Annotated in this window: 12 protein-coding genes; 9 read left to right on the top strand and 3 right to left on the bottom strand. The window is 41.9% G+C overall.

Annotation, left to right across the window (positions count from 1 at the left end; translation table 11 throughout):
• Positions 1-110 precede the first annotated feature (110 nt).
• The 4 genes from Q0895_RS09105 (at position 111) to Q0895_RS09090 (ending at position 5,458) form a co-directional block, all read left to right on the top strand.
• The gene (locus tag Q0895_RS09105) at positions 111-1,730 is read left to right on the top strand and encodes a UDP-N-acetylmuramoyl-L-alanyl-D-glutamate--2,6-diaminopimelate ligase (RefSeq protein ID WP_299188007.1); all 1,620 of its coding nucleotides are present in this window, start codon (positions 111-113) and stop codon (positions 1,728-1,730) included.
• Between the two features lie 91 nt (positions 1,731-1,821).
• Positions 1,822-3,252: a UDP-N-acetylmuramoyl-tripeptide--D-alanyl-D-alanine ligase gene (gene murF / locus Q0895_RS09100; RefSeq protein WP_299188005.1), complete on the top strand. Its 1,431-nt coding sequence runs from the start codon at positions 1,822-1,824 to the stop codon at positions 3,250-3,252.
• 3 nt (positions 3,253-3,255) lie between these two features.
• Positions 3,256-4,374, top strand: a complete 1,119-nt coding sequence (gene mraY, locus Q0895_RS09095) for a phospho-N-acetylmuramoyl-pentapeptide-transferase (RefSeq protein WP_299188003.1) — start codon at positions 3,256-3,258, stop codon at positions 4,372-4,374.
• Between the two features lie 121 nt (positions 4,375-4,495).
• Positions 4,496-5,458 (top strand): putative RNA methyltransferase, encoded by a 963-nt coding sequence (locus Q0895_RS09090; RefSeq protein WP_299188001.1) that lies wholly within the window; start codon positions 4,496-4,498, stop codon positions 5,456-5,458.
• 17 nt (positions 5,459-5,475) lie between these two features.
• Here Q0895_RS09090 and cls read toward each other — a convergent pair whose 3' ends face one another.
• On the bottom strand, positions 5,476-6,963 hold the full coding sequence (gene cls / locus Q0895_RS09085) for a cardiolipin synthase (RefSeq protein ID WP_299187999.1): 1,488 nt from the start codon (positions 6,961-6,963) through the stop codon (positions 5,476-5,478).
• A gap of 353 nt (positions 6,964-7,316) precedes the next feature.
• Between cls and Q0895_RS09080 the strand changes: the two genes are divergently transcribed.
• The gene (locus tag Q0895_RS09080; RefSeq protein WP_299187997.1) at positions 7,317-8,840 is read left to right on the top strand and encodes an alanine/glycine:cation symporter family protein; all 1,524 of its coding nucleotides are present in this window, start codon (positions 7,317-7,319) and stop codon (positions 8,838-8,840) included.
• 196 nt (positions 8,841-9,036) lie between these two features.
• Here Q0895_RS09080 and Q0895_RS09075 read toward each other — a convergent pair whose 3' ends face one another.
• Entirely contained in the window at positions 9,037-9,339 is a 303-nt protein-coding gene (locus Q0895_RS09075; protein WP_299187995.1) for a hypothetical protein, read from the bottom strand.
• Between the two features lie 431 nt (positions 9,340-9,770).
• On the opposite strand from Q0895_RS09075, the gene Q0895_RS09070 reads away from it, so the two are divergent.
• A complete protein-coding gene (locus tag Q0895_RS09070) occupies positions 9,771-10,022 on the top strand; it encodes a hypothetical protein (protein ID WP_299187993.1) in 252 nt (83 codons plus the stop codon).
• Positions 10,023-10,281: 259 nt separating this feature from the next.
• Positions 10,282-10,527 (top strand): hypothetical protein, encoded by a 246-nt coding sequence (locus tag Q0895_RS09065; protein ID WP_299187991.1) that lies wholly within the window; start codon positions 10,282-10,284, stop codon positions 10,525-10,527.
• A 95-nt stretch (positions 10,528-10,622) separates the two neighbouring features.
• On the opposite strand, the gene Q0895_RS09060 is transcribed toward Q0895_RS09065, so the two are convergent.
• Positions 10,623-10,838: a hypothetical protein gene (locus Q0895_RS09060; protein ID WP_299187988.1), complete on the bottom strand. Its 216-nt coding sequence runs from the start codon at positions 10,836-10,838 to the stop codon at positions 10,623-10,625.
• 438 nt (positions 10,839-11,276) lie between these two features.
• On the opposite strand from Q0895_RS09060, the gene Q0895_RS09055 reads away from it, so the two are divergent.
• Together Q0895_RS09055 and Q0895_RS09050 are read left to right on the top strand one after the other, a co-directional pair.
• Positions 11,277-12,221: a DMT family transporter gene (locus Q0895_RS09055; RefSeq protein ID WP_299187985.1), complete on the top strand. Its 945-nt coding sequence runs from the start codon at positions 11,277-11,279 to the stop codon at positions 12,219-12,221.
• A 93-nt stretch (positions 12,222-12,314) separates the two neighbouring features.
• Positions 12,315-12,728 carry a PaaI family thioesterase gene (locus Q0895_RS09050; RefSeq protein ID WP_299187983.1) on the top strand — a complete coding sequence of 138 codons (414 nt, stop codon included), beginning with the start codon at positions 12,315-12,317 and terminating at the stop codon, positions 12,726-12,728.
• The last annotated feature ends 340 nt before the right edge of the window (positions 12,729-13,068 follow it).

Here is a 13,068-nt window from a genome sequence, read left to right as displayed (position 1 = left end):
ACAGGTGTCGTTTTCGTGATTTGTAAACGACATCTGCTATTTCAAAGCATTCCTTATGCATGTTTGCTATGTCTTAATTTTTCATTTTCTCAATCGTTTAGGATTTGCCCATGACCTCATCAGCCTATGACGCTGTTACGTTGCAACAACTTATAAAAAGTAATAATAATGCGTTGGGGCAGCAATTATCAAAGATGATAGACAATGCTAAAAATCCAGAAGCGATAGCGAATACTGCTTTTAATAAATTGTGTTTGGATAGCCGTCATGTCGCTGACAATGATGCGTTTATACTATTAAAGAGTCAGACACAGCAAGGTCAAGACCCACAAAAAATTCGAGATTATCTATTACAAGCTGGCAAACGTGCTGCTCTTATTTTTTCAGAGATCAATCCATTAGCACTATTTGGTAATACCGCTATACTACCTTGTCCCATCCTGTATGTACCTGATATTCGCCATTTTTTGGGGAGCTTGATACAGGCACGTTTGCAATATCAGCAGCCCATAACACTGCCGACAGTCGTCGCTGTAACAGGTACAAATGGTAAGACCACGATCAGTCAACTTGTCGCACAATTAGCACAGCTGGCTGGTATCGATAGCGCGGTCATGGGAACAGCAGGTAATGGTAAGCTTGATGCATTGTTACAAGCCCGCCATACCACGGGTGATGCCTTAGCAGTGCAGCAGTTTTTATATCATATGGGTGAGCAAAACGTTGACTTACTAGCACTTGAGGCCAGCTCGCATGGATTGGATCAAAAGCGTTTGCAAGGTGTACCCATAAAAGTCGCCATTTATACCAATCTAAGCCGAGATCATCTAGATTATCATGCAGATATGGCAGAGTATGTTGCTGCAAAAGCCAAGCTATTTGATAAAGCCCACTTTCCAACCTTAACGCACGCTATTATTAATATCGATGATGAGCATGCTAACGTGATGCTTAATACAGCTAAAGCCAGTAATCTGACTGTATGGACATACAGCTTGCAAGCTGATAATGGGGCAGAGGATGCTAATTTTGTCGCTACTAAGATTGAGCCTAGTCTACAAGGCGTAAAAATTGCTTTACGAAGTGTACTAGGTGACAGTCAGGGTAACGATGTGAATAATGTCAATATTATCAGCCCCTTGTTAGGGCGTTTTAATGTGGCTAACCTGCTGGCGGCAATAGCAGCAGCGGTAGCATTAGGCATCAACCTTGAGCGCATTGCCAGTTTGGTATCACAGTTACAAGGTGCAGTTGGACGTATGCAGCGCGTGCCATCGACCAATGGATGCTTTATCGTGGATTACGCCCATACTCCTGATGCGTTGACACAAGTGCTAGATAGCTTAAGAACGCATTGCCAAGGCCAGCTATGGGCGGTGTTTGGTTGTGGCGGCGACCGCGATGCAGGCAAACGACCATTAATGGCACAAGCGGGGTTGTCCGGTGCTGATCAAGTTATTCTAACTGCCGACAATCCGCGCACTGAAGATCCAAATATAATTTTGCAAAATATGCAATCTGGTATGGATGAAGAGCAGTATAAGCGTACGCATGTCGAGCCTGCGCGCCAACGAGCGATTGAGTATGCAGTGAGTAACGCCAGTGCCAATGACATTGTCGTTATTGCGGGTAAAGGTCATGAGACTTACCAAGAGATTAACGGTGTCCGTCATGATTTTGATGACAGCGTTATCTTGCAGCAGGCGCTACAACAAGCGGGACGCTTATAAATATATGGTTTTATGCTTAGCCAAATATAACTAAAAAGACAAATCGATCAAAAACAACGAAATACAGTAGTCACCATACAAGGCAATCACTATGACAGCTGGCAATAACAATACCATTCAGTCGCAAGGACTTTATGTCTGGCAAGCAGATAACTTGCTGGCGGCTACAGAGGCGCTTAGCAGTCACTGGCAACAAGCTCAATCAGGCACAGAGGTTGGCGTTACAAGCAATCGTATCACAACCGACACGCGCACCATCAAAGCAGGTGATATATTTTTAGCACTCAGTGGCGATAATTTTGATGGACATGACTATATCAATGTCGCCGCTGCTCAAGGTGCGGTCGCAGCGATCGTATCACGTCCGATTTCTACTAGTATTCCGCAGTTGGTGGTAAGCGATACCCGTTTGGCTTTAGGGCATTTGGCCGCTTATCGTCGTCAGCAGCACCAAAACTTGACGGTCATCGCTATTACGGGCTCTAGTGGTAAGACGACTTGTAAAGAGATGCTAGGTAGTATTTTTGGCCGCTTGGCACCGACGCTCATCACTCGCGGCAATCTTAATAATGATTTGGGCGTACCGATGATGCTGCTTGAGCTATCTGATCATCATCGTTATGCCATACTAGAGCTGGGCGCAAACCATATCGGCGAGATTGCTTATACGACTGAGATTGTCCGACCTGATGTCGCCTGTATATTAAATATCGGTACAGCACATTTAGGGGAATTTGGTAGTCGTGAAGGCATATGTCAAACCAAGGCTGAAATCTATCACACATTAACGGATGCTCAATTTGCTATTGTTCCCGATAAAGATGATTTTACCAATCAATTGCGCCGCATCGCTGAAAAGCACACCTCACATGTAATTGGCTTTGGTAACACCGATGTCAGTGCCAGCCACTTAGACGTAGAGCCTGAGCGCAGTGAGTTTAAGCTGCATGTGGGCAATCAGGTCTATGATATCAATTTGCCTTTGGCAGGCGAGCATAATGTGAATAATGCTTTGGCTGCTGCTGCTTGTGCGCATGCGTTGAACATCGATGTCAGCGATATCGTAATCGGTTTAGAAAATGCCCGACCTGCTAAGGGACGTTTAAACAGTCAGCTGTTAGGCATGCATAGGCTCATCGATGATACTTATAACGCCAATCCACACTCAGTACGTGCTGCCGCTAAAGTATTGGCTGCACAAACAGGTACGCAGGTCATGGTATTGGGCGACATCGCAGAGCTTGGTGATGCCGCTGTCAGCGAACATCAAAGCCTTGGACGGACTATTGGTGCCACGGGTATCGATGTACTGCTCTGTGTGGGCGAATATGCAGCCTATAGTGTTGCAGGTGCAAAAGAGGTGAGTGCGATCAGTGCTCATGCTTTTGATGACAAAGAAAGTCTACTACAATACTTGCAGACATTTTTGCAAGCGCAACAAGCCAAGCCTTGTACTGTGTTGTTCAAGGGTTCTCGTTCCATGCAAATGGAAACACTTATTGATGCGCTAGTTGAGGAGTAGACGGTGTTAGTTTGGTTGTTTGAATGGCTTGGTCAGTATTACACACCGTTTTTTGCGGTTTCTTCGTTGACACTACGAGCGTTACTTGCGGTCATTACCGCGCTTAGTTTTAGCTTGTTTTTTGGCGGACGGGTTATCCGTCATCTACGCTCACTTAAGTATGGGCAGGCGGTCCGTGATGACGGTCCTCAGTCACATCTAATCAAGACCGGTACGCCCACGATGGGCGGCGTTTTGATTCTGACCTCCATCGGGGTCGCCACACTGCTATGGGCAAGGCTGAGCAATCCTTACATTTGGATATTGCTGATTGTAATGATTATCTTTGGCGCGGTTGGCTGGGCAGATGATTGGCTAAAAATTAAATATAAAAACCCTCAAGGGCTGATCGCCCGCAAAAAGTATTTTTGGCTGTCTGTTGGTGCATTATTTGTCGGAGCTTCACTTTACTATATAGCTACGCTACAGCCTGATATGGCAACGACACGTGAGATGCAGGATCTGCTGATTCCCATCTTCAAAAACTTAACGATTCCATTTTCGGCAGTTCCATTTGGTATCGGTTTTATTGTCTTTACCTACTTTGTCATTAATGGTGCTTCTAACGCAGTCAACTTAACGGATGGCTTAGATGGCTTGGCTATTTTGCCCATAGTGCTTGTCGCAGCAGGTCTGGGTGCGATGGCATATGTGTCAGGTGATGTTAGATTTTCTGAGTATTTGCATGTTCCCTATATAGCCTATAACTCTGAAGTTATTATCGTTTGTGGTGCAATGATTGGAGCCGGTCTTGGATTCTTATGGTTTAATGCGCATCCAGCCCAAGTCTTTATGGGTGATGTGGGTGCGCTAGCGCTTGGTGCGATGCTAGGTACAATTGCAGTAATGACAAGGCAAGAGATTGCTTTTGCTATTATGGGTGGTCTGTTCGTTGCCGAAGCAATGTCAGTCATGATTCAGGTAGGGTCATATAAACTACGTAAAAAGCGCGTCTTTCGCATGGCACCATTGCATCATCATTTTGAAGAGATTGGTTGGAAAGAGACTCAAGTGGTCGCGCGTTTTTGGATTATTGCCATTGTGTTAGTGGTACTAGGTTTGATGACGCTCAAGCTACGCTAATCTAAAATCATAATTTATCCAATAAAAAGCCATCTTTGATCTGTCGAGATGGCTTTTTTATTATTTAATAATGGTTAATATCATCCATTACCTATAAATTTTGCTAATATGCTCATCAAATATGTCTGATTTTGAGTTGCCTGTGTATTTATTTACTTGTCCTATTTGCCACTCACCTATGCAGCCTGCTAGAAATACGTGGCACTGTGATGGTAGCCTACACCCTAAACAAACCTCGCATCCATTTGATGTAGCACGGCAAGGCTATGTCAATCTGTTACCAGTCCAACAAAAAAAATCCAAAGTGCCTGGTGACAGTCAGCAATCTATCGATGCTCGCAAGCGGTTTTTGGCAGCAGGTTACTATCAGCCTCTGCAAGCATTAATCTGTCAGCAAATGACGCAGTTATTGGCAGAAAATAGAGCGGCAATGGAGGATGATGAACAGCCTATGCGCTGGCTAGATATTGGTTGCGGAGAAGGGTATTACACACAAGCAATGGCGCAAACTGGTATGGACGCTTTAATCGCTGCAGATATTAGTAAGCCCGCGCTTGCCAGCTTGGCTAAAGTCAGTAAAGCGGCAAACAGTCTTTGGTATCAACAAAATATCGATGGCAAACAGACTGATACTAAAATGGCAGCTATTTATCCATTGGTGACCAGCGCTGCGCATTTACCTCTGCGTCCTCATAGCATGACAGGTATTAGTAGTATATTTAGCCCCATTTTACCAGAAGCGTTTGCAGCAGCTCTACAGGACGAGGGTTATCTATTGATTGCCAAGCCGGATGTCGGGCACTTGGCGAGTATACGTGAAGCCTTGTTTGATAGCGTACGTGAGCATGACTCCGATAAGTTTTTGCCCGCTTTAGCGCCTTATTTTGCGCTGATAGACACGCACAATATTAGCGTCTCATTAAGCTTACCAGTAGAGGCATTAACCGATCTGTTAACCATGACGCCTTATGCTTACCGTGCTCGTCCTGAAAGTCGCCAAATATTGCTGGCTAGTGCTGAGACTGCACCCTTTGTAACCGAAGCAAAATTTGTGGTGTATATATTAAAAAAACGCACAACTTGATAGTGAGATTGGTCGCTTTATAATATAGGCCCCATGGTAGCGACGATATTATTCCAAATCCGATAAGGCAACGGCCAGTCTTTGACTTGTTGAAGCTGCACCTCATCAGAATCAGCGATATACTGATATTGGCGCTCGATAATATCAGCAGTTAGCGCTGTATCACTAAACACAATGTTGTTTTCATAATTCAAATCAAAGCTACGCAGATCTAAGTTGGTCGAGCCAATCAAGCTGATGTTACCATCAACAGTCAGAGTTTTAGCGTGCAGCAAACCTGGCCTATATTCATAAATTTTCACTCCTGCTTGTAGTAGTTGCCAATAGTAACTGCGACTGGTCGCTGCTACTACCAATGAGTCATTGTGTTTTGGGAAAATCATCGTGACCTCTACCCCGCGATAGGCCGTCGCGCATAAAATACTGACTAGCGAATAATCTGGTACAAAATAAGTAGTAGAGATAATTAAGGTGTGCTGAGCTTGACTGATAAGAGCACCTAAAAACTGCGGAGTTGAGCCATGTTGCTGAGTCGGTCCATCTGCAAAGACTTGCGCGGCAAAACCATTTTGTTTTGAATTTTCCTGACATTTAGGATAAGACTCGTTACTGGTTTTAGTATGAGATTCAGTATAATAAGGAAAACTATCAAAAGAAGTATCTGGGTTTTCAATCAACCAGTCGCTCGCAAACAACATTTGATTTTGTGCAACCACAGGCCCTTCAACTCGTAGCATAATATCTACCCACGGCGCAAAGTTTGGCTTTACTCGAAACTCTGGATCCGCACAGTTGCGACTACCAGAGTAGCCAATCTTCCCGTCTATGACTGTAATTTTGCGGTGATTGCGCAAATCAATACGGCTAAATAATAGCACCTTTATTGGATTGCTAATCGGTAAGGCAACGCTGACTTGTACACCAGCATCCTTCATTTCTTGCCATATCTTGGAGCCGATCATCTTACGCGAGCCCATCCCATCGACCATTGCACGGCAAGTAACCCCTCGCTTAGCAGCACGTATCAGGGCTTTAGCGGTATCAACTCCCATACCGTCGATTAGCCAAATATAATACAACACATGAATGTGATCGGTCGCTGCATCGAAATCTGCAATCATACGCTGACGTGTATCCGCTGCATCTTTCATCAGCTCAGCACTATTACCTAAGGTAGTATGAAAGCCTGTGATATTGGCTGAGTATGCAAAGGCAGCTCGGTACTCCGGTTTGACAGCCTCTGTTAGCGCGCCCTTGCAGCCGAGTACTTCAGGGTTATTGTGATGCAGATCGTCAATGATTTTTTTATAACGCTGTGCAAAGCCATTTCCTAAATGGACTTCACCGAACATCCAGTAGACAACCACGCCAATGTACGGAAGCACGAACAAAACAACCAACCAAGCAAGCCTAGCTGGTGACGTTAATTCAGGACGTGAAAGTACTCGTAAAGATATGATCAGTAATAATATAAAGTGAATAACGAGTAAAATATCCAATACCATAGAGCAATCCGTTGTTATTATTTTTAAATGCGTTGTCAAGATAAATGAGATGTTTAGTATAACTTACTCCAAACATTCGTGTGGTTAGCAAACGGTTAAGGTAGCAAGCTTATTGTATTAGACAGCAGCGAATTGGTTATTTTAACGATAAGAAACGCTATCGTCATGCGCACTTTTATGACATCAAACTTAAATATATGCTAATTCGAACACAATCGTTGAAAAAACTGTCTAGTAATTATTTTAATTTTATGCCAAATTGCAGTCTCTTTACGGTATAGAAAATCTACGATTAAATAAAAGGCCAAACAAATCACTACTGCCGTTATATCTACAGTAATAGGAACAGATACATGGAAGATTTTGTCAATACAATAAACGGCATCATTTGGAGCTCAGCGCTAATTTACTTGTGTTTAGGAGCAGGTCTGTTCTTCTCGATAGTCACACGGTTTGCTCAAGTACGTCTCTTTGGAGAGATGTTACGTCTCATATTTAAAGGCAAAGCAAGTCGTAATGGTATCTCTTCCTTTCAAGCATTGACCTTATCGTTAGCGGGACGTGTGGGGATGGGCAACATAGCAGGGGTTGCCGCAGCTATCGGCTTTGGTGGACCAGGCGCTGTATTTTGGATGTGGGTGGTTGGATTCTTAGGCGCGACTACGGCTTATATTGAAGCAACACTAGCGCAGATATACAAAGAAAAAGATGCGACTACTGGAGAGTATCGTGGTGGTCCGGCTTACTATTTTGAAAAGGCACTGGGACAACGCTGGTACGGTATCGTTTTTGCGATTGCTGCTATCACCGCTTTAAGTATATTTTTACCCGGCATTCAAACAAATGGCGTGGTCAATGCTGTCACACAGGTAATGGGTGAGGGAACTACGTTAAACATCTTAGGCACAGACGTCAGTAGCATGAGGCTTGGGGCAATAGCGCTCATCCTCATTGTCTTTGGTGTTATCATCTTTGGTGGTATCAAGCGTATTGCAACGTTTACCGAAATTGTCGTACCGTTTATGGCAATCGGCTATATTGTCTTAGCCTTAATAATTATGCTCATCAATTTTGAGCTGATACCACAAGTATTTGCGCTAATCGTCGGTGATGCTTTTACCGCGCAGGCAGGACTGGGAGCCGCCCTCGGTTGGGGTGTCAAACGTGGCGTCTATTCAAGTGAAGCCGGTCAAGGCACGACCCCTCATGCTGCTGCTGCCGCTGAGGTCGATCATCCAGCGCAGCAAGGATTGGTACAATCATTTTCTGTCTATATCGATACCTTATTGGTTTGCTCAGCAACGGCTTTTATGATTTTGACGATGGGGACCTATAACATTCAAGGAACGTTACCTGAGGGTCAATACCTTGTACAAAACGTCGTGGCAGGTACTGAAATCAATTCTCCTGCTTTTACGCAGCTGGCAATGGAGTCGGTCTATGGCGCATTTGGTGATACATTTATTGCTGTTGCCGTCTTCTTTTTTGCTTTTACTACCATTTTAGCCAATTATTATATTGCTGAAGTTAATGTTGCCTATCTGACACGCTCTATTAGTCCTAGGGTCAACAGAATAGGATTATTGTTGGTTAAAGTATTGACGATGTCGATGATTGCTTATGGCGGACTCAATTCGGCAGGCTATATCTGGGCGGTTGGCGATATTGGTGTCGGTCTGATTGCATGGTTAAATATCGTTGGTATCTTGCTGATTTTTTTTATGGCACGTCCTGCGTTCAAAGCACTCAAAGACTATGAAAACCAGCGTAAAGCAGGGGTGACTCGCTATACATTTGATCCTAACAAACTGGGTATTAAAAACGCTCTGTACTGGGAAGAGCGGCGCTCAAAAGAGCAATTAGATGCTAAAGATTAATTCATAAGCACACAACATCAATAGATACTATAGATAATATAGATGGCAAAATTGTCAGGTAAATAAAATTGTCTTTCGTTTGTCTAGACAAGACAAGATACCATTAAGTTTAATATAAAGAGGCAGACAACTAGGGCAACCCTGTCTGCCTCTTTATTTATTATGCTCGATTAGTTATTTACTACTCAATTGCCATTTATTGTAAGCCTTCAGCATCTGTTTTATCGATATTTGTGTTCTCCGCAAAGTCAGTCATCATCTCATCGTTATTTGTATTATCAGGCATAGTGTTGTCCATAAGCTCGGATGGCTCCTCCGTGACACTTTCTTCTTTAGTCATCGCTGTCGACTCTACGTTAGCGGTAGACTGATCTAATGCTACCGTATCATTCGCCTCTTCTGTCTCACTATTACAAGCGCTTATTCCTACGACTGTCGTGACAAGGGTTATTCCTAGTAAGCGCGTAATTCTTTTCGATTTTAGCAATATATGTCTCATTGTAGACTCCTTAAATAAGTGACGTCTGGTTTTCTTAATAGACTCATATCGTGTTGATCTCAATACCAATCTAAACTCAAGTAACAGCTGTCGATAGGAGTGTTTTGTCTGTTTTTATTGACTATTTATTAAAATTGATAAACTTATTGGTTTTCTGAACCCCATATCCAAGGGTTGAAAGATATGAAGAACTTCCCTAAGGTGTACTGCTCTGGGTAGAAATTGTCTATGTAGATAAGTCGTATCTATACGTCAGTAATAAATTCATTTAAGTAACTAGATTTTTTAATTACCTGCTTGAGCTTTGTATAATCAGTGTAAGCGTATCTGAAAAAGTAAGACACAAAAGTGAACATTCTATAAATATAAATCGATACTATAAAGAGTATGCTTGAAAATAACGACGATTGTCTATTAATAAGGATATATATATGAACAATAATTTAGTAGGTAGTGATCTAGCACGTGCAATGTTAAATCGCGGTGATAAGCAGGTATGGTGCGCGGTAAGTAACGATAGTGATGGACAAGCTCTGACTACTATCAATGAAGCTGACTATAGCTGTATCTATCCTATTGTTACTTATACAAATGACTATTTTGTTTGTAATGAGGGAAAATCATGGAAGTATGCAGTTCCTGTTCGTAGAGTTGAGCTTAGTCAAAACGAGATAGGGTTTTGAACAATATTAATTCAATAATCGTAGCAACAATTACAAACAACCGTTCAAGTCAAAGAAAAGACCGTTTATACAATTATAAATAGATAAAAGAAACAATAACTTATAACATTCAAATCCAATACATCTAAACACTATTTTATTAAATATTTTTTGCACAAAGTATTTTTAGATGTACTTAACTACTTAGGTTTATAAAAGTATTAAACCATAAAGTATTTTAGTGTTTAATAACAATAAACCGTAATTAGGAGGAATTAGAATGTATAAAGAATTAACTGGTAGTGAACTAACACGTGCGATGTTGGATCGTGGTGACACACAAATATGGTGTGCAGTAAGTGATAGCAGTGACGAAGAAGCTATGTCAGATCAAGTCGACAACGACTTTACAGCTCGCATTATGTCTTTTGATGACAATGGTTTTTATTGTACGGCTGGTATGGCATGGTCATTCGCGGTACCTATCAAGATTAGTCCACTAACACAGGATGAGGCAGGGTTTTAAGTCTCTTATATCTTCATTAACCAATCAGGGAGTGATGGTTAATAAGTTTAATCATTATAGCAAATCGAACCGCTATACAATGATATGCAAATTTATCAAAACTCTGAGAGTTTTTTTTGTATTGAATCGATGACATCCAGCTGCATTCTGTCATAATCCCCAATCCAAACCTCTTCTCCTTCTTCAGTCACTTCCTTTAATGATTTAAAACGATTAATCAGATCACGTTGAAAGTTACTCAGTGAAGTATGTATTAACGACACTTCATGGTCAGTGAGTAATATGACGTGTTCCCTTTTTTCCATTGCCATGCATCCTTTTTTTATCATCAACATTCATAAAAACGAATATACACGATAAGAGTGAAAATGCAAACTATAGTTTATTAATATATTGATTGTCAACAAAGTTCATGACCGTGGCTGGAGGTATTTTAATATATAAATAAATGACTTAGAACCTTTATATGAGGGATAGCGACTTGGATTTTAAAAAATAATTATTAGTATATCAGTGGTAGGTGATTAGATAATAGTCAGCTAATACTGACTATGAATATTACAAGGCCGACTCACATTTTGAGAAACCTAACTGTTTTAAGACCTTTATTAAGTATAAATGTGCTAACCCATGATAGGCCTTAATAGAGATAAGTAAAATGTTCATTGTATTGGTTTTTACTTGGTTGTTATTCAGGTAAAGTTTCAACGATAATTGACCAAGTACGTTTCAAGTGAGTAGGATAAACGATGAATGAACACGGGCAACAAGGAATATCACGCAATAAGTCTAAATGGTTTATTCCTTTAGTTTGCCTGTTAGCTGGCGGTGTGTTGATTGGGGTGTCTACCAATCTAGCCAAATATGCAAACGTCATTGATTTGACGCCATTGGCTTTTTTGTTTTGGTCGATCACAGGGGCCGCAATTATTTTATTCATCATCGCTTTTTTTAAAAATGAGCTACCACCTTTAAATAAACGCAGTTTTGAGTATTACTTGGTGGCAGCGTTGGTGAGCGTTGCAGGATCCAATTTAATCTTTTTTTCAGCCATTCCACATGTTGGTGCAGGTTTTGTCGCCCTGATTATCGCTCTGCCGCCACTGCTTACTTATCTTGGCGCTTTAGTGCTACGAATAGAGCGCTTTAATGCGCTCCGTGCTACTGGTGTTGTGGCAGCACTTTTGGGTGTGGGAGTGTTGGCAGCCCGCAAGTTCTCTACCCCAGATGCCAGTGTGTTTTGGATTTTATTGGCGCTTTGCGGACCAGTTTTGCTTGCAATCGGCAATCTTTATCGTACCTTACGCTGGCCAGATAACGCATCTCCTAGCTCGCTTGCCCCAGGCATGCTGATTGCCGCTGCAATATTGCTTGGCACTGTCAGCGCGCTGCCTAGCTTTTCAGTTACTGTACCGCTAACAGAGTTTAAGTCGCTTTGGTTAATCGCTATCCAAGCATTAATCTTTGCTGGTCAATTTTTACTGCTGTTTTTGCTACAAAAAACAGGCGGTCCAGTTTTATTGAGCTTATTAGGCGCAGTAGGAGCGATCGTGGGCGTCCCTGTTGCTATTTTTTTGCAAGGTGAAGCGCCGCCAGAGGGGTTGTTATTGGGCGCTTCTTTAATTGCGCTTGGTGTCGCGCTGGTTACCTGGGGCGGTGTGGCAATAGCAAAGACATCGACAACAGATAGTTAAATGTAATGATTGAAAAATTTGTTATGATGATTGAGAAAAGTATTGTTCAGATAAAGACAGAAAGGTAATAAGAATTAAACTCAAGGAAGATATATGTCAGCAACCAAAGAAGAGATTGTCGCTTTTATAACATCGGAGTTTCCCCAAACCAAATGCATTATCGAAGCAGTAGATGATAAAGGGGCGACCTTAGCACATGATATTGGCATAGACGAGCTGCGTCCTGGTGGTACGGTCTCTGGGCCAGTAATGATGAGTATCGCTGATGTCGCCATTTATGTGGCGATACTGGGCAAAATAGGTATTGTCCCGCTGACTGTAACGACGAGCCTTACCATTAACTTTTTGCGCAAACCTTCAGCCCAAGCGCGTATTATTGCCGAGTGTACGTTGATAAAAGTAGGGCGCACACTAATAGTAGGTGAGGTCTCTTTGTATTCAGAAGGCTCTAGCGATATGGTAGCCCACGTAGTTGGCACATATTCCGTACCGCCTACGCTCAGCTAAATGACTTTTGTGAGCAGCGTAATGTAAAAGTCTTGATGATGTTGAGCAGGGAGGAATAGTAAAACTAAAAGCTGGATTAAGCAGAATAAGATTGGCGGTGAAGGAGGGATTCGAACAATATTCTTAAATTATTGATAGTTATAGGTTTTTTATTCAGTAATATTATTATAGACCAACAAATAGACCAGCAGTAATATAGTATTGGATGCAAGGTAAAAAACGGGATTTATCTCATAGTTAATTGTATCAAGATATTACTTAAAAATATACATGCGCATAGCAACGCCATAAACTCAGCTCAGGTATATATTATCATCAAAAAACTCTTTTTTCCTCACTA

Source organism: uncultured Psychrobacter sp., assembly GCF_947495825.1.
GTDB lineage: Bacteria > Pseudomonadota > Gammaproteobacteria > Pseudomonadales > Moraxellaceae > Psychrobacter.
This window is presented reverse-complemented; position numbering and strand designations above follow the sequence as displayed.